Source organism: Hungatella sp., assembly GCF_046966825.1.
The window spans coordinates 17379-39250 of the sequence record NZ_JBKVCZ010000059.1; the positions used below are offsets into that span (position 1 = coordinate 17379).

Annotated in this window: 16 protein-coding genes; 1 reads left to right on the forward strand and 15 read right to left on the reverse strand. The window is 49.5% G+C overall.

The annotated features are described in order from the left end of the window. Positions 1 to 411: 411 nt before the first annotated feature. The 5 genes from ACLTD4_RS18000 to ACLTD4_RS18020 all read right to left on the reverse strand — a co-directional run bounded on the left by ACLTD4_RS18000 (position 412) and on the right by ACLTD4_RS18020 (position 5058). Positions 412 to 1044 (reverse strand): accessory gene regulator B family protein, encoded by a 633-nt coding sequence (locus ACLTD4_RS18000; RefSeq protein ID WP_117621683.1) that lies wholly within the window; start codon positions 1042 to 1044, stop codon positions 412 to 414. Between the two features lie 11 nt (positions 1045 to 1055). After that, on the reverse strand, positions 1056 to 2354 hold the full coding sequence (locus ACLTD4_RS18005; protein WP_117621682.1) for a GHKL domain-containing protein: 1299 nt from the start codon (positions 2352 to 2354) through the stop codon (positions 1056 to 1058). Between the two features lie 10 nt (positions 2355 to 2364). Then, complete coding sequence (locus ACLTD4_RS18010; protein ID WP_002603612.1) at positions 2365 to 3054, reverse strand: LytR/AlgR family response regulator transcription factor; 690 nt, start codon at positions 3052 to 3054, stop codon at positions 2365 to 2367. Positions 3055 to 3116: 62 nt separating this feature from the next. Further along, positions 3117 to 3434, reverse strand: a complete 318-nt coding sequence (locus tag ACLTD4_RS18015; RefSeq protein WP_002603611.1) for a helix-turn-helix domain-containing protein — start codon at positions 3432 to 3434, stop codon at positions 3117 to 3119. Positions 3435 to 3735: 301 nt separating this feature from the next. Then, positions 3736 to 5058, reverse strand: coding sequence for a replication-associated recombination protein A (locus ACLTD4_RS18020; RefSeq protein WP_117621721.1), 1323 nt, complete (start codon positions 5056 to 5058; stop codon positions 3736 to 3738). Between the two features lie 283 nt (positions 5059 to 5341). On the opposite strand from ACLTD4_RS18020, the gene ACLTD4_RS18025 reads away from it, so the two are divergent. Next, positions 5342 to 6250, forward strand: coding sequence for a phosphotransferase enzyme family protein (locus ACLTD4_RS18025; RefSeq protein ID WP_181988557.1), 909 nt, complete (start codon positions 5342 to 5344; stop codon positions 6248 to 6250). Between the two features lie 98 nt (positions 6251 to 6348). On the opposite strand, the gene ACLTD4_RS18030 is transcribed toward ACLTD4_RS18025, so the two are convergent. The 10 genes from ACLTD4_RS18030 to ACLTD4_RS18075 all read right to left on the reverse strand — a co-directional run. After that, complete coding sequence (locus ACLTD4_RS18030; protein ID WP_117621680.1) at positions 6349 to 7539, reverse strand: hypothetical protein; 1191 nt, start codon at positions 7537 to 7539, stop codon at positions 6349 to 6351. A 19-nt stretch (positions 7540 to 7558) separates the two neighbouring features. After that, positions 7559 to 8866: a discoidin domain-containing protein gene (locus ACLTD4_RS18035; RefSeq protein ID WP_243008210.1), complete on the reverse strand. Its 1308-nt coding sequence runs from the start codon at positions 8864 to 8866 to the stop codon at positions 7559 to 7561. Positions 8867 to 8920: 54 nt separating this feature from the next. After that, the gene (locus tag ACLTD4_RS18040; RefSeq protein WP_243008211.1) at positions 8921 to 12787 is read right to left on the reverse strand and encodes a fibronectin type III domain-containing protein; all 3867 of its coding nucleotides are present in this window, start codon (positions 12785 to 12787) and stop codon (positions 8921 to 8923) included. 268 nt (positions 12788 to 13055) lie between these two features. Continuing rightward, positions 13056 to 13931, reverse strand: coding sequence for an HAD family hydrolase (locus ACLTD4_RS18045; RefSeq protein ID WP_117621679.1), 876 nt, complete (start codon positions 13929 to 13931; stop codon positions 13056 to 13058). Continuing rightward, positions 13918 to 16254 carry a glycoside hydrolase family 65 protein gene (locus tag ACLTD4_RS18050; protein WP_117621678.1) on the reverse strand — a complete coding sequence of 779 codons (2337 nt, stop codon included), beginning with the start codon at positions 16252 to 16254 and terminating at the stop codon, positions 13918 to 13920. The genes ACLTD4_RS18045 and ACLTD4_RS18050 overlap by 14 nt, the downstream gene beginning before the upstream one ends. A gap of 14 nt (positions 16255 to 16268) precedes the next feature. Next, positions 16269 to 17186 (reverse strand): PIG-L deacetylase family protein, encoded by a 918-nt coding sequence (locus tag ACLTD4_RS18055; RefSeq protein ID WP_117621677.1) that lies wholly within the window; start codon positions 17184 to 17186, stop codon positions 16269 to 16271. A 6-nt stretch (positions 17187 to 17192) separates the two neighbouring features. Next, positions 17193 to 18023, reverse strand: a complete 831-nt coding sequence (locus ACLTD4_RS18060) for a carbohydrate ABC transporter permease (RefSeq protein ID WP_002603604.1) — start codon at positions 18021 to 18023, stop codon at positions 17193 to 17195. Further along, positions 18020 to 18925 carry a carbohydrate ABC transporter permease gene (locus ACLTD4_RS18065; protein ID WP_002603603.1) on the reverse strand — a complete coding sequence of 302 codons (906 nt, stop codon included), beginning with the start codon at positions 18923 to 18925 and terminating at the stop codon, positions 18020 to 18022. Before ACLTD4_RS18065 ends, ACLTD4_RS18060 begins: the two co-directional genes overlap by 4 nt. Before the next feature lie 131 nt (positions 18926 to 19056). Continuing rightward, positions 19057 to 20367, reverse strand: a complete 1311-nt coding sequence (locus tag ACLTD4_RS18070) for an ABC transporter substrate-binding protein (protein ID WP_055653090.1) — start codon at positions 20365 to 20367, stop codon at positions 19057 to 19059. A 112-nt stretch (positions 20368 to 20479) separates the two neighbouring features. Next, on the reverse strand, positions 20480 to 21872 hold a 1393-nt coding region (locus ACLTD4_RS18075), incomplete at its 5' end, for a sensor histidine kinase (protein ID WP_412331459.1).

Sequence of the window (21872 nt, forward strand, 5' to 3'; positions counted from 1 at the left end):
CCCATTGAAAGATTTTATTATTGAGCGGATTGGTACAAAATTAAGCCAACATTTTACAACACTTATCATTTCAGTTTTTTCTCATAGTGCTCCGCCCCCTTCTCTTCTAGAATCACGTCTCTTTGCTACTATTAAATCACGAACATAAAATATTTCAATACGTCTTGCATAAACGGGACAAATATTGCATAAACGGGATTTTTATTAGTACCGGTGGTAAATTTCATTCCTGTTTACGGATATAGAAAGAGAGCTGCCACACGATAATTTGATCCGTGCGGCAGCTCTCTTCACTGGCCCCTGTCATATTTAATTTACTTTCTTACCGGACGTTTTGGCTGGTAGCCGCCCCACTCGGATGCTCTTCCTTCTGCTCGTTTCGCAGCATTGGACGCAATCTTTGCTAATATCTCAAGACCTTTCTTCTTCATACCCATCTGTTTCACCTCCCCGCTTTTGTTTTGCTATTAACATTAGTATTGATACAGATAGCAGCGTGACTGAGATAACCGCTGCGATCATGTAATACTTGTTTGTATACATCAAGAACATAATCAGAACCCAAAATACAAACACAATCATACTGTAACTTCGAAACTTCTTTTTTTCCGCTTTACTGAGTGGATGATTCTCATTTTCAACCGGCGCCATCTGATACAGACACAGTCCCTGTAAAACTGCAGATATCACTGCAGCTGACAGTACATTAGTAAATTCCATAACTCCATAGCTCGCAACCGTACATAACAGGCAGGTTGTACCAAACAGACAGAAACACCGGGTATATGTTTTTGCATGGAATCCGCCGCAAAACATCCGCATACTAAGAAAAACTGTATAGAATATAAGAACCCTCACAATCGAATGCGTTACAAGACCAATTAACAATACGATTAAGGCATTCGTAATATTTGCAATGGTTATTTGAAAACCATATTCATACACAGCCCTGTCTTCAGCTCTAATAATTTTTTCTCGTTCCAGCATACCAGCCAGCATGGCCGAAAGCTTACAGATCAACAGTCTCACCTGCTTTGCTGTCATTTTTTTCTTCTTTATGAAGGATATTCCAGATATAATTCCTGAATGAATTTTCCGTCGGCTTCCCAATGATCATAGTGACCGTTGTATTTTTCTATTACCTGGTGAATGCTTTCCATCCCAAATCCATGGTATTCTTTATCCTTTTTACTTGTTTTAAGCTTTGGATTTTTCTTAAGTACGGACTCCTGTACAGTGTTGCTCATTTTACATTTCAAATATCCGTGATAGTTTCCAATCTCCAAATCAATTTCTTTTTTATCCGCCATGGAAGTGGCCTCTATTGCATTTGTCATCAAATTATACATCAGAATCCCCATATCACTGTTCTTTATTCTCTTTACATCCGCATGAATGATGCAGGTTAATGTAATCCCCATTGATTCACAGTCTAAACAGGACTTATACAAGATAGCATTCAGTCCATCATTATCCGTCAGATCCGGCAATTCATTATACTTCTTCTCATTGTCTTCCAGCTCTTCCAGATACCTTGCAGCCTCTTCATACAAGCCAGACTGTAAAAACATATGTAAAGCAACGTAATTCCCCCGGGTATCATGTCTCTGAATCTGTAATCTCTTATTTAAGTTTTCAATATCCTTCACGTATTCTCCCTGCATTCCAATCGCCTTATTGGTATAGCTCCGGGAAATCTCCTTCAAATTGTGACTGCTCAAGCTGTTAAACACGTTATAAATAAGCAAAATCATAAGCATCGTGCCAAACAGGAGAAATAGAGACGTAAAGTGACGTATTACTTCATTTTCCCAGGTCAGTTCCATCGTAAAAAAACCTAATGTCAGAAACAGAATAAGGAAACAAAAGCCAATGAGAACATACCCTTCATTTTTATTCAGGAAAAGGCCTTTGTTTTTCTTAATCATTAACATGAAATTGCATAATATGAATTTCAGAATTGTTACTGCAGTCAGCATCTCTGTCCTCAGATAATAATTGGACATCAATAAATTATTAATATTATGGTTCGTAATGAGAGTTGTAAATTCAAAAACCGGCACTGTGGAGAAGAGAATAATGCACGCCCATATCACGGTTCCAAGGGCATGTTCAACTATACTCCCTTTACAGGCGATGCGGGCATACAAAAGCATTACGAGAAGATATGCCAGTCCCAGTACCCCCTCAAAGGGCATAAGAAAATTCAAAACCGATACGGTTGTAAAATAAGCAAGAACACCGGACATTTTGTAAAGGATTCTGGTTCTCCCCGCATACTTTGGCTGACAATACCGGCTAATAAAATGAATCCCAATTATGGATGTCGCAGCATTTGCAATCAGTTCGATCATCACCCCATGTTTAAGCGCCTCCTCTAAAATACAGTTTTCTAACTTCTGCTCTTCGAGATTTGCTAAGTAATACACTGCTGTTATCGGTAAGGATTATTTTATCATTATGAATCACATTAATCTGCTTCATATTTACCAAAAAACTCTTATGTACACGAATAAATTGATAGGGCGTTAATTCTTCCTCCAATTTTTTAAGGCTGCCGCACATGCTATAAGTTCTGTCTGCTGTTTTAATTGTAATCAAATGCCCATTGCATTCGATATACAGAATGTCTTTATAATAGACTTTTTGTGCATTTACCACATAATATAATTCATTATAAACGATACGCGCAAAATACTTATCAATTGCTTTTTTCAAATCGGTTATCAACGCACTCTTACGCATAAACCAGAATGTATCGTATTCATATGACTGGAAAACCAGGCTTTCATGGGAAGAGACGAAAATCAAGACTATGTTTGGATAACTCTTTTGCATTTTCCCGGCCATGGAAAAGCCGTCCATTCCCGGCATCTCTATATCCAGAAAGAGAATGTTAAATTTTCTGCTCCCAAGCTGTGAAAGGCATGTCTGGCCATCTGAAAAGTCTTCAATAACAGCTTGCTCTCCATGACTCTCTATCATTTTATAAACTGCATCCCTAAGTAACAATCGGAAATCATTATCATCATCACAAATGGCAATTGAAATCATATCATTTCCTCTCCCCTTTACAAAGAAATATGGTAATCCTCCCTACCCTCCTGCCCGGTAAGCTATAGATCCTTATCTTTTACTCTCTCAATAAATTCAAGCATCAGCCATACATCTTTTTCCGGCATTGAATAAATATAATCAATTGCTTTTTGCTGCATTAGCGAAGTGTTATTTCTATCATTAAAAAATTCCATTGGCGTAATTCCAAGATACTCACATATATAAAGGAACTCACTCATTGACGGAAGCGTTCTGCCAGAGGTGATACTACGAATATAGCTGGTGCTGTGTCCTAAATCCAAGCTCATCTTTCGCTCTGAGACCTGTTTTTCTTCTCGTAATCCGGAAAGCCGACTACGTATAAATTGCTCATTCATTATAATACCTCCTGATAATAATCATAATTCACGACAAAAGTATTTCCGAGCGTTTATAACGCCTATTTTCAATTAATCAGACGTTTTAAACGCTCACCTGCTTATAAGTCAGTCGTTTGTAGTATCTATAATGAAACGATTTTTTATTAAAATTTTTGTACTGGCAGCTCTCAGGCATCATTTCTGCAGGAAATGAATAAAAAAAGCTGAGTGAAATCACCAAATAATCAGTAATTTCACTCAGCCAGCTTACCACAACCGCAGCTTCAATCCGCAGAAAATAATTCTTTACTGCCTGCCCTTACATCCCATGCGCCTCTCGCCACGCCTTCACTTCCTCTAACCGCTTCTTCGCCGCCTTCTCATTCCCCTCTTCCGTGGGGACATAATACCTCCTGTCTTTCAGGGAGTCAGGCATACACTGCATGGCGGCGATTTTGTCCTCTGTCTGGTGGGCGTACTGATAGCCTTCTCCATAATGCAGCTCCTTCATCAGTCCCGTCGGCGCGTTGCGGATCACGAGGGGAACCGGCTCTGCCAGTGTATGCAGGGCGTCCTCCTTGCAGTGTTCGTAGCCCGCGTAGGCGGAGTTGGATTTCGGTGCCATGGACAGATAGATCACCGTGTGTGCCAGATTGACGTTGCACTCAGGCATCCCGTTAAAATGGCAGGCCTGATAGGCAGAGACCGCCAGAGTAAGCGCCTGACTGTCCGCCATGCCGATATCCTCGCTGGCAAAACGGATCAGCCGCCTTGCCACATAGAGCGGATCTTCTCCGGCCTCCAGCATACGGGCGAGCCAGTATAGCGCCGCGTCCGGATCACTGTTTCTCATGGATTTGTGAAGGGCGGAAATCAGGTTGTAGTGCTCTTCGCCATTTTTATCGTACAGAAGGGACTTACGGCTGATGCACTGCTCCAGCACCTCGGCTGTCACCGTGGTTTCCTCCGCGCTGATCTCCCCGTTTAAGACTGCCATCTCCAGCGTATTGAGTGCCGTTCTCGCGTCACCATTGGCAAACTGAGCGATCATCCGGAGCATGTCCTCCGTAATCCCGATTCTCTGATCTCCCAGCCCGAGAGGACTCGTCAGGGCATGGTGCAGAAGCATTACCAGGTCATCGCTCTGGAGTGCCTGGAGTACGAAAACCTTGCATCTCGAAAGAAGAGCCGCGTTAATCTCGAACGAGGGATTCTCCGTCGTTGCTCCGATCAGGATGATACTTCCCTTTTCCACATAGGGAAGAAATGCATCCTGCTGGGCCTTATTAAAGCGGTGGATCTCGTCCACAAATACGAGCGTACGCAGACCTATATGACGGTCCCGCTCCGCCTGGGCCATCACTTCCTTTATTTCCTTTATTCCGCTTGTGACGGCGGAAAAATCCACGAAGGAAGCCCTGGTCCGGTTGGCGATAATTCTGGCCAGCGTGGTCTTTCCCACTCCCGGCGGTCCCCAGAAGATCATGGAACACACCATGTCCTGATCAATAATCCGGCGCAGCACCTTCCCCTCTCCCAGGAGGTGCTTCTGGCCTACAAACTCTTCCAGCCCACTCGGTCTCAACCTGCTTGCCAGCGGCCCCACGGCAGCCCGGTCGTCAAAAAGCGATAATTGCTCCATCATATCTCTACCACCTTTTTCATTCGATCCATTTATTTAGCTTCTATTTTACCATGGCCTGAATGAAATATCAAACTCCATACCAGGCAAACTCATGCTTATTTGTATATAAGCAAGCAGGGCAGTCCAAGGGAAGCCGTGATCATTTTCCTGGCAGAATAGTGAATGAGCAGCCTCCCGACTTCTTTTTATGGTATACTGGCATCATAGCACTGCATTGCAGGCAAGATACCTGATTTACCGGATTATCGCCGGAGAACGAAAACAGTTTGAGGAGGAGAAAATGAAACTATCTGCATTGATCGGACACTGGGGTTTGGAATCCGGGGAAATCCGGCAGATCCAGGACTGCGTATGGGAAGTCTCAGGAACCTATATCTTAAAGGCATATGAAAGGTTCAGTGATTTGGAGCGGAATGTACAGATTATGAAGGTGCTGCGCTCCATGGACATACCGGCAGCCGAAGTGATTTCCACCAGCGAGGGCACGGATTACTTATGCAGCGAAGAGCGCTGTTATATGGTGACAAGGAAACTTCCCGGAGCACCAGCAAAGGATATCAAAGAGGTGAAAAAGCTCACCTGTCAGATGGGTCAAATAATCGGCAGGCTTCATCTGGCCTTCCAGACATGTGAGGAGGAGCTGGACTTCTGGGACAACAGCCTGTTAAGCGAGATGAAGGGCTGGGTAAAGGATGAACTGAACAAAAATTGCTGGACGGTAATTGCACAGTCTGATTATGAGACCGCCGTTTCCAGCCTGGAACACATGTATGACAGACTTCCATTCCAGCTGATTCACAGAGATGTCCATTTTGGAAACTTCCTTTTCCAGGAAGGCGAATTTACCGGTTACATCGATTTCGACTTAAGCCAGAAAAATATCAGGATTTTCGATCTCTGCTATTTCCTGATGGGGCTGCTGGCAGGGGAGGAAACTCTCCGCCCCGGCAAAAATGAATGGCTTCAGATGATCGCTGAAACGGTGGCCGGATATGAGAGCCAGATTACACTGACCGCCGTGGAAAAGGAGGCATTTCCCTGGGTAATGGAAAATATCGAGCTTCTCTTCGCCGCCTGGTACACTGGAATTTCCGACGTGCGGTGCGCGGAGGATGCAACAAAACTGTTTCATTTTGTGCAGGAAAATGAAACAGCGATAACGGATGCGCTCAAAATTGTAAGCGTTTAATACCAGAAGAGGGACTGTTTTAAGAATACTCCTAAAACAGTCCCTCGCATTTTTATTCTGTTATTCCATATATTCTGTTATTCCATTTATTCTGCTGTTCAATCGACCCTGACGCCATTTTTATCGACTCTGACGCCGTTCGGTGTTACTGTATCTGCCAGCATATGGCCGGATTCATCCAGGTAGTACCACGTTCCGTCTGTCTGAACCCATCCGGTCTTCATCGCTCCGGATTCTCCCATATAATACCAATAGCCTTTTTCCTGAACCCAGCCGGTCTTCATCGCTCCGGACGGGTTGAAATAGAACCAGTGGTCTCCGGTATTGACCCATCCGGTCTTCATTGCCCCTGACGGGCTGCAGAAATACCAGACATTGTTTAAATGAATCCAGCCGGTAATCATCCGGCCGTCAGCACCGATCCAGTACCACTCTCCGCCGACTTTGATCCACTCGCTCTGCGCATAGGTACCGTCCTCCTTTTCGAAGTTCCAGATTCCGTCCTTTGCCTTCCAGCTTCCGCTCGTTTCTTCCGGATCATTCCACACGCTGTTTGAGGAATCTTCCCGCTCTGGCTTTTCTTCCGGTACATTGCCATCCGGCGTCTCGTCTGGTGCCGTTCCATCCGGAGTCTCGTCCGGCGTCGTTCCGTCCGGCGTCTCGTCCGGTACGTTTCCATCCGGCGTCTCGTCCGGCGACGTTCCGTCCGGTGTCTCATCCGGTGCCGTGCCATCCGGCGTCTCGTCATCTGCCGTATCCCGCTTAACCGTATAATCGTCCTGACTTCCGAACACAGTGAGCGTTCTTTCCGTAAACGTATCATCGGCCACCTTGCAGCCTTCCGTCTCAACCGAAAACGTCACATCACTGTCCGCGGTTACCACAATCGTTCCAAGATTCAACGCAGTACCCTTTTTCAGGATATCATCCGCTGTCCCCGATACGTAGATCGTAAATGTTCCGTTATCCCGGTTATAGCGATACGACTGCACCGTAATATCAGAATTGTTTTTTATAGCGCTGTCGAACTTAAAATCTATGCTCTCTATCCCATCCGAATCATCGGAGGCAACGCCGAGCTGAACCTGAAAGGTTCCCGCTTTCTGCACGTCCTCCCGTGCAGAAAGCATGATACTCACTTTTACTTCATGATCATTGGTTCCCTTTTCCCATGTGACAAACCGGTATTCCTCCGCCGGTGTTGTCATAATACGGCCAAACGCTGCAAGCAGGATCAGGATTCCCAGCAGGCCAATTATTACTTTCTTATTCATAAGTCGCTGCAACATATTTTCTCCTCCTGTACGTTCAGTCCTGTGCTTTTATCTCGATCTCCGGCAGTGTCTCCGGCACATCGACAAACAGAGTGTTGCTGACAAGACGTTCTCCCCTGTTGTCATGTGCGTTGTCTACCCGGTAGAGCTCCGCTCTCACACGTTTTGGAAGAGCGGCATTTTTAAGGTTTTCGGGTTCGATGTAATAGATCCACGTTCCGCTGCTGGTCTCACCCAGCTCTCCGTGCTCCGGCACTTCCGCAAAGATCATCTGTGCTGCCAATATATTTCCTTCTGCATCGGTACCGCCCACAATCTTTCCCTGCTCATCATACAGCAGGACCACATTGTACGCCGGATTCCCTTTATACGTTCCTGTGAACAGGAGGGAGCCCGCCGGAATAACGGCCTCGCCGCTCTCTCCATGTCCGGCATGGTAATCCTCTTTCAAAAGGCCAATCGAATCCGTCTGACCAAAGTCGATGTCGTCTCCGGTCTGCCCCAGCAGATCAATCTCCGAAATGGAAATATCGGTTCCCTTCTGGTCCACCGCCGTAATCCTTACGTATGAGGTGTCATAGGCATACAGCCAGGTGTCGTCATTCTTGTTAAAATAGACGGTCTGACTGCCGTTCGCCAGTTGTCCCTGCGCTACGGCGAAGGTTCCGGCCTTGACCTGGGTCCAGGAACCATCTGCGCCGGTATCGCTGATCTCCACTTTAAAATTGCCGATCGGACTTCCGGCCGCGTTATCCGCCTTACTCAGCTTATACGTGAAACCGGTGATGGTCTCTTCTCTGTTTAAATGAATGGTGACAGAGGCCGCAGGTACTTTTCCGTTACTTCCGGCTACCGTCTTTCCTGTATAGGTAGTTCCTGCATCGTTGTCGATGACCTTTCCGATGGCCTCCATGGTTACCACATCCGGATTTATCTCCTCATCCACTTTGTCCTCTGCCGAGACCATGTTTGTGGTCACGGTCCAGTCTGACTTATCAATCACACCGCCGTGGGAGACTTTAACCGGCTCCAGTACCACCGGTTTTGTGGCATTTAAGTACTTGTCGTAGCCTACCACTTCGTAGGTGAAAACTCTGTTGTTAATAGTAGAAATGGAATCGACAAATTCTGTCTGGTCCGCGGTCACAAAGCCGACCGGTTTCTTCTCTACATGGCTCTTGATGGTTTCGGAACGGTAGATTTCGTATCCCAGCATTGCCTCCGGCTGCTTCGACTGGCTTCCGAGATGAATTGTCACCTCGTTGGAATTCGGCCTGTAGCTTAAGTCAGCCTCGACCGTGGCGCTGGCTGCCACAGAACCATTTTTGCCGTTCTCCAGCACGTAAGCCCTTGCCTCATCGTTTACAAACCAGATTGCTCTTGTCTCCTTCTCAAACTACTCCGCGTACTTTCTTGTGTTCTCATCCGGCACCATACCCCAGCGTTCGAAAAACTCCAGAATATTCTTTTCAGCCGCCGCACAAGCCAGACGCATGAGCTTGTTGTCCACATCTCCGCTTACGCTTAACGCCACGTTGCCCGGCTTCGGCGCCGATTCCGGATTTCTTACGTAGGAATCCACTCTGGCAAAGAACAGATTGTTGAACTGTTCCTTATACGTATCGTACGTTTTATAGTTATAACCGCCCATATCGTACGCAAGATGAAGCTGCCAGTATAATCCCAGCTGTGTAAATACATTAGAGGACCGCCCCGTTACGCCCGACGTCACCTTCTTATAAACCTCCGGATACTGGAACCGCACGCTGTCATTCGTATCACGGGCCTGCGCCAGCACAGAGAAGTAGTTATTGGTGATTTCGGCTATGGCATATGCGCCTTCATTAATTTCATGGCCGATCTCATGAGCGATGCCCCAGCCAAAGTACTGGCCGCTTTCGTATTTGCCTTCCGGCGTTGTCTTCACTGGAACCGACTTGGTAAGGCCCGGTACGGATCCCCACTCGATTCCGATATGCAGACCGCCCGCATACATAAATGCGCCTGCAAACATCCTCTGGTAGCGCAGATTCAGCCGGCTAACCGGCAGTTTATTTTTCACTCCGGCATCGGGATCGCTGCTCAGTCCCTTGTGCTGGTAGAAGAGATTTACCATCTCATCGGCCGCCGTCAGCGCCTGATACAGCTGCTCCGCTTTTTCCTCCGTAGTTCCGCCTGATAATCCGGCGAGTATCTGCTGGGAGGAAACGGAATACATCATATATCTCGTCACGATATCCGTGGCGCCCAGAATACAGTTTTTCCGCGCAGCGCTCCAGTCTCCGTCATGGGCTTTTTTATGGTTCTCATGGTCTGCCTCCAGCTCCGCTGTGCTGGCCTCCAGATCTTCCACATACTTCGTCACCAGGGCTCTCTTTGCATTGGAATCGGAAGCTCTCGTTATATCCAGCGTTGGAATGTGATTTCCTCCGCTGACTCTCACACTGTAGGTCTCCTTATCCTGCCCGCCGGTATATTCGATGTAAAGCTGTCCGCCCTGCTCCACGTCGAGGGCAGTGATCTGGGGGATGGTTATCTCATTGATTCCCGCTTTCAGCGTGCCGATCGTGTTCGACCATGCGCTGGATTCCCCGTGATACTGAGTCGCTATAAGGCGCAGATTCGTGCTGTCTCCAGTCTTCCTGGACGGGCTGCCCACATAGACCAGCACCGTGTCTCCGGCCATGGCTGTAATGCCAAGCGGCTGCCAGGCGTTTAATCCGCCTTTAAAAGTAATATTGCCGTCCGCATTTTTCGTTACGTGATTATCTATGGTAAGAATTCCAGCCAGAGCCTCATCCGTTAAAAGCTGTTCTGCCATATCCAGTTCTCTCTCCAGAATCTCTTTCTTTGGATGGAATTCCCCGCTTACCTCATCCTTCTCATCCAGACGCGCCCTCAGACTGCTAATAAGCTCCTGAGTCACCCCATCCTTCAAAGAAATGTGCATATCGTCTGCAAACAGATCGTATACCTCATGCTCAATCGGATCGTAGTGATAGAATTTCATCTCCGCTATGCTGATTCTGTTGGCCGTACCGTATCCTGCCGTCAGTCTGACTGAAACCCGGTCTGTCGTTACCGGCTGTTTCGTCTGGAACTCATAATATACTTTTCCGTTAGAGCTGGTTTTTCTGCTGAAGGTGCCTGCTGCCTGCACCTGTGTGCTGCTTCCCTCCGGCCAGTAGAAGAAGGTCGCATCGGTATATGCAAACTTCTGAGCCGGATCCGGAATAAGGACCACGGTGTCCATCGTATAGCTGTCGTCGAGGGTCACCGTTGGTGATTTTGATTCTCCCGGGTAAACGCAGCCCGCATCCCAGTCGTTGCGCACCCACGCAGACACCATATCGTTGTCCACAATCGCAAACTCACTGTCGGCATTTCCGCCGTGATTGTTTACCGCCTTGATATGTTCGGTTCCGCCGTTCTCCCCTGCCACATTGATCAGTTTGTAGTTTGGCGTTATGGGGGCATAGAGGCTCTCGGTCGTTCCGCTGTAGTGCATGGAAGGCGCACTTTCCCCAATTTTGTTCGTACCGGTCAGATAGATATCGTACCTTGTTTCATCCTTTAGATTCTGGATCATCTGGCTGGTATTTTCAATGTTGTCGATTCTGGTGTATTTACCGTCGGCATCATCGTATTCCCGGTAAAACAGAGAATACGTGTCCGTATCCTTCATCTTTTTCCAGGACACATCGAGGCTGCGGTAACTGCCCTTTACCGTAATTCCCTCCGGCGGGTCAGGCCGTTTGGAGGCTTCCGGCGTCACCTTCACAGCCGTGCTGTAACCGCTTCTCCACGCCCCGTTTACAGACTGCACCCGCACGGTATACTCTTTTCCGTTTATCAGGTCCTCATTTTTTATTGACTTTACGCTTAAACGGTTGTCCGATACCGGCAGCACCTCAGACTTGACTCCGCCTTTTACCTCACCGGTAATCTCGACCTCATAGCCGGTTACATTTACCGCGCGCTTCCAGGTTAAATCAAAGGATTCGCTGCCTGCCACAGCCTTTAAGTCCTCCGGGATGTTCATCTTCGGCTCCGGAATTCTGCTCTCCATATCATTTAAGAATTCCACCTTGGATATCTCGACCAGAGTGGCCTCCTTTTCTAATGCAGCCGTCACTTTGATCGTCACCTTCTTGATCGCCACCTGTTTGCCCAAATCGATGACAATGGTCTTACCAGCGGCGGAATCCTCAGGCGCGCTTCTAAAGGCCGCGCGCCTCCTTGTCCCTGTCTGTCTTTCCGCCACGCCGTTCTCAATCCTGAATACGACAGGCTTCTCTTCGCCTTCCAATTCAACCGTGACCCAGCCGTCTTTGATGGTGTTTCCAGAACCTGTAACCGGCTGGATTGTAAATCCTTCCGCCTTTAAGCTCTGTCCCAAGTCTGCGGTGATCTCAATTGGCGTTTCCGGTGTGATCGCCGTCTCCGCTGTAAGCGTCAACGCCTCGCTGTCATTTCCGGCAAATACTTCCTTCAGCGTCTCCTCGGAGAACGACGCATTGCTGGATGACGCAACAACAGCAGCGGTATCCACCAGGGCCTGCCTCGTTACAGTCGCCTCTGTATTGCTCTTATTTTTATAGAAGATGGTAAAATACTGAAGGTCTACAAGATCTATCTGCCCGTCTCCATTAAAATCGAACCTGGAATCTGCGAAATTACCGTCTGCTTCATCAATGGCGTCAATGAAAGCCTCCATATCATCGCTGTCGATCGTTCCGTCACCATTCACATCACCCATCCGGATTACACCGGGCATTTTATTCCCGGCATAGCCGTATTTGTCCGGGTAGTCGTTTAAAAGCAGAATCGACGCCCGGTCACCGTTAATTGAAATATTTTTCTGTATGTAGTCCTCATAACCGCCATTTACCGCCTTCACCTGAAGCTGATACTTCCCCTTCGGAAGGTCTGTAAATGTGTAACTGCCGGAGGAATAGACCCCGGCCGATTCCACGGCCTCATACTGCACCGAACCCTGATCGGTCAGTTCCTCGTCCTTTGTCAGAAACAATTCCCACTCCGCAGCCTTCTGCACAGGAAGGACTCCACGAATTTCTACCTTTAATTCCCCATTCTTACTGTCGCTGTCACTCTCTTTCCATGCATCAGAAGGACTCGCCGATACGCTGTTCGACGGTGACGCCACTCCTCTCTGCCCGAAATCAGCAAAGCTGGTCATCAGACTTGCCGGTCCCTGTACGACCAGGCACAATGCAAGCAGACATGCGGCTGCTCTCTTCATACGTGTTTTTCCTCCTCTGTGTTTCACTTTTGATATCCCGTTCTGTTTTTTCTTATCTGCGATATCATTCTCTGTCTTTTCTTTTATTTGCCATTGAAGTTACATTTTAACATTTTTATCGAATTTTATCAATATTTCTGTAACTTCGTTTTAAAAATATTTTTATCACCTGTTTTAAACGTACTTTAAATCAAATAAAATGTACCGTTTCAGCCTGCCAGGACTCCTCTTTCGGTCCGGTTGGCTCAAACGGTACGCTTTTTCTTGCTTATTTGTTTATTTCTTTTAAATACTCCAGGAAACGCTCTACTCCGCCGCCGGTCACACTTACCTCCTGCGGCCGTTCTCCCGGGACCTCCGAAACATCAAAGAAATGGCCCCGCTTCGACTTTTCCGTAATCATAAAGCTGTCGCTTCCAAAGATACCTTCCTCAATCCCCACATATTCATCGCCCCAGTAGCTGCACTCCTCCGGCAGAATCCCGAATTCCTGCCAAAGCCTGCCGAGAATCGTGTCCACATTATCACTTTTGCTGGAGAGTCCCACTTCCAGATATTTCGCGTCACAGGTGGGCGCCACCGTGATTCCATACGACGCCCCAATAGTCTTTGCCATCTCCAGAAGCGTTGACAGCCCGCCCTCAATTCCGTGACGCTTTAAGCTCTCCTTTAACAGCAGCAGCTCATTTTCCTGCAGAAACAGCTGATCTCCTCTCTGGCTCGACACCATCAAATCAATCTTACAGTAATTCGGCCTGGAAAATACGATATCGGTAGGGAAATCGTACTTCTTTAAAAGCTCCTTATGGATATCGAAACAGATGCTGTGGACTGCCAGAAGGCCTTCCCTGTCCGGCAGCCGGTCGGCAAAGACATACGGTCTTCCTTCATCGTCAAACGCGTAATTATAAGCGCCCCTTCCCAGCCCCAGGTATAAATTTTTTAATTCTTCAGAGGTGAAGCATTTCTCAAGCTGCCCTCCTGCAATGTTTTCGATCGTCGTCCCGCTGACGATCACTAATTTGACGCCCTGAGCCAGCAGCGGTCTCATGGCGGATAACGCCGCGTCTGCCGGCGCTTTTCTGGAATAAACCGCCGTCCCATCCCAGTCAAAGAATACGGCCCGTGGCTTAACAACAGACATAGTCTCCCTCCTTTAAAAGCTGATGCCGGGTATCTCCCAGCCATAATACGACGCCGTCTCCCGACAGCAGCGTCACTCTTGTTCCTTCCCGTCCGGTCCGCACGTGAAGCAGGCGGCCGCGGTACATGAACCGGAACTCGTACCCCTTCATCTTTTCCGGAAGGATGGGATGGAGCTCTAAGAATCCCCGGTTCACGCGCAGGCCGGCGAAACCGAAGACCACCGCCTGCCAAGTCCCCGCCATATTGGCCGCATGGATTCCCGCATAGAAATTGTCGTGGTAATCATCCAGATCCATTCTGGCCGACTGGGCGAAATACGTATACGCCTCTTCCTCATACCCGATCCGGCAGGCCAGAATCCCGAAGATACAGGTGGAAAGGGACGAGTGATGCAGCGTCACCTCCTGATAGAAATCGTAGTTGCGCCTTAGTTCCTCTTCCGTAAAGTAATTGCTGTGCAGCACCATACCGAGTATGGCGTCGGCCTGCTTCGACATCCGCTGGCGGAAGATAAAGAGCGGGTGGTAGTTTTCATAGAGCAGATGGCGCTTCTCCGGCGGTATTCTCGATTCGTCCCACGGCTTGCGCATCATGAAGCCGTCATCCAGCGGATAGACCTTCCTGCCTTCATCGTAGGGGAAATACATGTTCTCCACGATCCGGTTCCAGAGCGCCCGTTCCTCTTCCTTAACCCCCAGCTTCGCCACAAGAGCCTCCCAGGCGGCCTCATCCATTGCGCGGAGTGTGTCAAGCGCCCACCCGGCATCGCGGATATTCTCCCTCGCCATGAGATTCGTATAGAAATTGTTGTCCACAATGGCATTGTACTCATCCGGCCCCGTTACGGCGCAGATGCAGTACTTACCGCCCCTGGACTCAGCGAAACAGCCGACATCCGCCCAGACTCTGGCCGTTTCCACCAGCACCTCCGCGGCCTGATCCTTTAAAAATTCCATATCTCCGGTCACATCGAGATACAGCCTAAAGGCGTAGGCAATATCCGCATTAATGTGGTACTGCGCCGTCCCCAGCGGGAAATAAGTGGAGGCTTCCTGACCATTGATAGTACGCCAGGGATACAGAGCGCCCTTCTCATGCCCCAGAACCCTGGCCCTGTCTCTCGCCTCGTCAAGCGTCCGGTAACGATAGCCGAGAAGAGACTTTGCCAGGTCTGCGTTGGTATAAATCAGCGCCGGCATTACGTACATTTCCGTATCCCAGAAATAGTGGCCCTCATAGCCCTCTCCCGACAGACCCTTGGCGCCCATGCCGTTTTTCCCGTCTCTGGAAGCAGACTGAAGGATATGGAACAGGTTGAACCGCATGCCCTGCAGGAGCGCGTCATCTCCCTCGATCACCACATCCGCCTGATTCCACATGGCTTTCATACAGGCCGCCTGACAGGCCGCCTCGCTCTTAAAGCCTTTTTTTACCGCCTCCTTTAATATAGAAAGGATAAAATCTCTCATCGCGTTCTTTTCCAGATCGAGAGAGGAGGTGTAGGCTATCTGCTTTTCCGCAGTGATCGTCTGACCTTTCGTTCCGTGAACGGCTATCTTATGGCGGCAGTGAAGGCCGTCCTCCGTGACGCTCCACTCCTGTGTCAGCGGGGACTTCACCGTCATCACACTGCCGCAGGCCATAGTAAGGCCGCTGTGCTCCGTCGTCCCCTGATAAAACAGCATGGATTCATCTGCGGTGATCCTGTCGGTGAGCAGACAGCGGCCGAAGGGGCCGTAATCCACCAGCGGATTCGTCTTCCGTGTATGATTCTCCACATTCGCGTCCAGAACCGACAGGAACGTGATTTCTCCGTCAAAGTTGACCGGTGTCACTTCGTATGACATGGCCATCAGGTTCTTCACCCCGAAGCTTACAAGCCTGACCGTCTCCACGTGAACCGTCCGTCCCGCCGGGGAGGTCCAGTCAAAGGATCTGGTAACCGTCCCCTGGTCCATGTGAAGTGTTCTGCGCCAGCCTGACACCTCCCCTTTTCTGATATCCAGTTCTTCCCCATCGAGGAAGAGCCTGATCGTCTTTAAATCAGGAAGATTCAAGAGTGACTGGCTCTCTGTCGGGAAACCAAAGTTCCATTCTCCGTAGCGGATCGGCTCGCTTTCATAAAATCCATTGATAAAATTGCCTTCCAGTCCCTCATCTACCGTGAAGTCATACCCCTCCTCCAGGGTTCCTCTCGTCCCCAGATACCCGTTCGACAGGGAAAATGTCGTCTCATTCCGGTAATTTGTCTCCATCTTAAATTCCGTTTCCGTCACCGTCCACGGCTCGACGGGATAGATCGGCTGTTTGTTAATCTCCATTCTGTCTCGCTCCTTCAGTAATTAATCTCCCAGAAAAGTTCTTCACTCTTGATAAATGCATACAAAAAGTCCACTGCATCCGGCTTCAGAGCCGTGACATGACAGGAAAGTGCCTGATACTTCAGGTTCTTATCCCGTTCCTCCGTCCTCATGCATGCGGGGACCGGAAAGCGGATCCGGTCCTCCCAGCGGAAACAGGAGGTCTCCCGGGACTGGGCCGGCTCTGTATACGGCCCCACCTCCCTGGTCCTGACAGGCCAGTTCTCATCTCCCGCCAGGGAATGAACGATTCCGCTGTACAGGCGGGGAAGTGCGTGCCTCTCCCCGCTTACCGGCTGACTCTTGCAGTCCGCCTTCCCGGCCTCCGCCTCCGCCTTCATCTGCACTAAGATATCACGGACAAATAAGTACAGCGCACTGTGATCCCCATGAGTGTCAAACTCCGAAGTGGTAAAAATCATATCAGGCTGGTGCTCCTCTATCACACCGTGGAGATCCGCGGCCAGATGGGCCCTGTCGTATGGCGCATGGGTTCCCCACCTCTTTTTATGGTACTCTTCCTTCTCTTCCAGGCCGTAGGTCTCCTCCGAGCAGTGGGACTTATGGCGTCTCCTCTCATCCGTCTCCTCATAGAGGCGGCTTATGAAGCTTTCTTCCTTCGGCATTCCCGTGTCGGCATAGCCTAAAAACTCCACATCTTCCTCCTCGATTCCCAGCATGGCAAGCCCGGCAAGCGTCTCTCTTAAACGGCTCCGCCCAATCGAATAATCGCGGCATCCGTAATCGCCGTTTGTCACCATCACGACAGTGGCGGGAATCTTTTTCCGGACGGCCTCATAGAGGATACCGGCGCACAGAAGTATTTCATCATCCTGATGCGGTACGATCACCATCAGGCTCCCGGGAAATGTTCCAGACTCTCTCTTATCCATATTCCATTATCCTTTCACCGCGCCGGCGGCCACACCGGCGATTATGTATTTCTGCATGAACACGTAAAAGATCATGAGCGGCGCCACGCCCAGCATCAGCATGGGGAACAGCGCGGTCCAGTCTGTGGCAAACTGCCCGATGTTCCGGGACACCTCCTGAAGGATTACGTCCTTCTCGCGGCTCTGCAGGAACAGAAGGGGCGTCATGAATTCATTCCACACGTTCAGTGTGACGATGATAACAACCGTCGAGATAACCGGCGTGAGAAGCGGCAGCACCACTCTGAAAAACTTGCGGAACACGGTACAGCCGTCGATCTCCGCAGCCTCCTCCAGTTCCTTCGGCACCGTTCCCTCTATGAATTCCTTAAACAGGAATACCGCCTGCGGCGTATTGATGGCCACGTTGACGAGAATTACTGCAAACGGAGTGTTCATCAGGTGAAGGCTCTTGACGATCTTATATAAGCTGACAATATTCATCTGAAACGGTACGATCAGGCCCGCCAGGAAGAACAGAAACATGCGGTTGCCCATTTTCGTCTTCGTTCTCGCCAGAGCGTATCCGGCCATGGCGCCGAACACGACGATGATAACGACCGCTGTGGCCGTGATGAACAGCGTATTGGCAAACGCCCTCGGAAACTGCATATTGGTCCATGCTTTGATGTAATTTCCGATTTCTAAGTGAATCGGCAGTCCCAGGGGATTGGCCGTGGCCTCCTGAGGATTCTTAAGCGTCGTTACGATCAGATAGTAAATCGGGATAAACCAGATCACCGCAATCACGAGCATGACTGCTTCCAGAACATATAAATTTCTTTTTCTCTTCGTCATTGTATCGAATCACTCCATTTCCCCATTAATTTTGTGACTACGGCGCTGATCACCAGCACGATAGCAAAGAAACACACGCCGAAGGCTGATCCGGTGCTGTAAAAGCCGTCCGAGATGCCCTTTTTCATCATGACTGTCATAACTGTCTCGGTCGCATTGCCCGGACCGCCCGATGTCATGGAGTAGATGATGTCGAAGACCTTCATGCCTCCGATTAAGCCGGTCACCACAATGATCTTGACCGACGGACACATCAGCGGCAGTGTCACGTAAAAGAACTTCTTGATCCCTCCGGCTCCGTCGATGTCCGCCGCCTCGTAGAGATCCGGTGAAATGCTCTGTAAGTTGGCCAGGTAGATGACCATGGCCCATCCGGTCCACTGCCATGCCTGGGTTAAAATGACGGAAAACAGCGCCCGGTTAGCCGTAAAGAAATTAAAGGTTCCGAAGCCCAGCTGATGCAGCAGGTTGTTGATCAGGCCGTAATCCGACGACGACATGATGAAGTTCCACAGATAGCCGATGATCAGGGAACTGAATACGGCCGGGAAGAAGAATACGGCTCTCAGTAGGTTCCTGGTCTTCAGCTTTTTATCCAGGAGCACCGCCAGCGGCAGCGCGAGAATAGTCTGGAGTGACGTCAGCATGATGGCATAAATTACGGAATTTTTTATCGCCGTCATCATCAGCGGCGTGTTGAAAACCTTTATATAATTTTTCAGGCCTACAAAGCTTAAGTTGACCGGATTCATATCCGTGTAATCGGTGAAGCTGTAGTAAAACGTATATAAAAACGGAACGATGGAAAACAGAAGATATACGATGAAAGCCGGCAGGATGAACACATAGAAATACTTTCCCAGCGTTCCGGCCTGCCTCCTTTTTCTTTGAATCTGTTCCATTTCATACCCCTCCTTTTCTTCAATTCGCCCAAAAATGGGCGCAAAAAGGGAGCGTCCTCCATGCGTACGCCAATATTCTTTTCAGCATGGATTGCCGCTCCCATCATCGGTATCGTTCGTCAGTGCCAGCCTTACTTTTCCAAAAGCTCCGCCACGGCCGCGTCCACATTCGACAATGTGGTCTTTAAATCCTGGGAACCTAACAGATAGCTCTGCATCTCGGTTCCGTATGTCTCATGAGCGCCGGCTGCCGCGCCCCACTCATTCCACGGGCAGTATACATTGCCGGCCGCCAGGGTTCCCGAAACGCCCTCGTAGGCAGCCGGTAAGTCAAAGGATGCGCCTTCTAAGTAGGAAGAGCCGCCCTGGTTGTTTTCCCACAGTGCCTTCTGGCCTTCCACGGTTGAGATCGCGCGGGCCACCTTCATAGCTGCTTCCTTGTTGGCAGAGGCGCTGTTTACGGCAAATCCGCATCCAGGGCCGCCGATCAGCCAGCCATCGCTCTTGGCGGTTCCGTAGAATGGCATCATATCAATCTGGAGATCCGGGTTCTTGCTGGTGATGGTATCCAAGTCCCAGGGACCGGAACAGAACATGGCCGCGCCTCCGGTTGCGAACTGCTCTAATGCCTGATCGTGGTCGATTCCCGTCATGTCTGTGGTGTAGACGCCCTCGGAGATCATCTCAGACCATTTTTCCACGTACGGGTCCCAGGTCCCTTCCATTTTAGCTTTGCCTTCCCGGTAATCGGAGCCAAAGTTCTTCCCTGCGTCTGTAGATAAGTATTCCGCAGTCACAAACGCCATGGAGTTTTTCAGCATTGGCTCCCAGGATTTTAAGCCTGCTGCCAGAGGGGTAATCCCCTTCTCCTTAAACGCCCTGCAGACTGCGATATACTCGTCGAATGTGGTCGGCAGTGCAATTCCATTCTCCTCAAACAGGGCCTTGTTGTAATAGATTCCCTCGAACCAGCTGATTCCCGGCAGCGCGTAGATGTTTCCGTCATAGGAATAGACGCTGGTTCCGGCGCTGGAATACTCGGCTCCCAAATCATTCAACGGCTCTAAATAGCCCAGTCTCGCGTGCTTTAAGGAAGATCCCGGTGATTCGCAGATGATGTCCGGGCCTTCTCCCGCCGACAGCTGGGTATCTACGATGGTATCGTAATTGGAATTGTCGATGAACTGGTATTCAATCTCGATCTCCGGAAGCGTCTCCGCCAGATAATCCAGCATCGCCTTCATGGTGTCCTCACTGTTCCAGTACGTCATACGAATCTTGACCTTATCCGCCCCCGTTTTATCGGCAGCAGCCTCTGTCTTCGCCTCTCCCCCCTCTGTTTTGGCCGCCTCCGTGCCAGAAGCTCCAGAGCCCCCGCAGCCTGCCAAAGCAGAAGCAGTCATCGCCGTACATAAGAGAACGCTTAATAATTTCTTTTTCATGTTACCTTCCTCCTTGTTATGATTCCTTTGATGTCTCTATCTTACCATCTCCCAGAGGAAGACTTTTTAACAAATTTTTTAGAAACCTTGCACTATTTTTAGAACTTCCCATCTATACGGACAGCTCCTTCAGTTCTTTTAATATCTTCACCGTAAAATTCGTATAGCCGTCTTCCGTAACGGAGGCATAGACGCCGCATCCAGCCCCGTAGTAAATCCGGATCCGCTCTTCAATGTTATAAATTCCATAGCCCTTGCCCGGCGTGTTTAATATCTCCTCCAGCCGTTCCAGCTCCACCCGGGGGCCGTTGTTTAAAATACTGAAGATGAGATGGCTGTCCTCATCCTCCAGCCGCACGATCAGCCGCCCCTTTCCGTCGATCTCCTCCTGATAGTTAATGCCATGCTCAATGGCATTTTCCACAATCGGCTGCAAAAGGAAGTTCGGCATGGAATATCCGAGAAGCGTCTCATCAAACTCATACTCTGCGTCGAAGCTGTTTTCATGGGTCATGCGCTGAAGCTCCACATACGATTTCACATTTTCCAGTTCGCTTCCCACGGTGGTAATCTGTTTTCCTCCATTTAAGCTGGTGCGGTAGAACTTAGCCAGCAGCCCCGTGAGATCGCTGATCTCGTCATTGCCGGTACGGATGGCCTTCCATTTGATGCTGGAAAGACAGTTATACAGGAAATGGGGATTGATCATGGCCTGAAGCGCCTTAAGCTCCATGGCCTTCTTTTCCAGTTCCGCCTTGTAGACCCGGTTGATCATCTCATTCAGCCGGTCGCACATGGTCTGCAGGCTCTTTGCCACGATCCCGATCTCGTCGGAATCGTTGTGGTTCAGTTCCAGATTAAAGTTGCCCTCCGCCACTTTCTCCGCGCTCTCCTTCAGTTCCAGAATCCTGCGGCTTAAAACCTTAGACAGGATACCGATCAGAAACAGGCTGACCGCCAGGCACAGTCCCACGATCAGCAGCGTGGACTTCAGTATCTCATACAGCCGCCCTGTGATCTCGATTTTCGTCACATAGTAGTAAAGGCGCCATCCGCTGGTGGTGATCTCCTCAGACATCAGAATATAGTCCCCCTGGTCGCCGTCGTAAAGCGTTCCCGCCTCTGCCCCCGTTAAGACGGACTGATCCGCCTGCTCCGTCCCCGTCTGCCTGGAATATATGGGCCTTCCCTCCGTATCCGCCAGAAGAATCCCGTTGTTTAAAAATGTATTACTGGAGATCGGCTCCAGGACCGACGCCGGATGGATGCTCAGCTTCAGCACACCGATGGGCTCTGATGCCGTCTGGGCGTCCAGAAGCGTCCTGGTTGCGAACATACTGCCGTCCTCATACGTCCACAGCGTCCCGAAATTCTTCTGATGATACTGGTACCACGATTCCTCACTGCTGCTGCCCACCGGTTTTAAAAAGCTTCCCACCTCCTGGCTCACATAGGGCGTGTAGATCTCGATCCCCTTCATATTGTAATCGCTGGTGATAAAATAC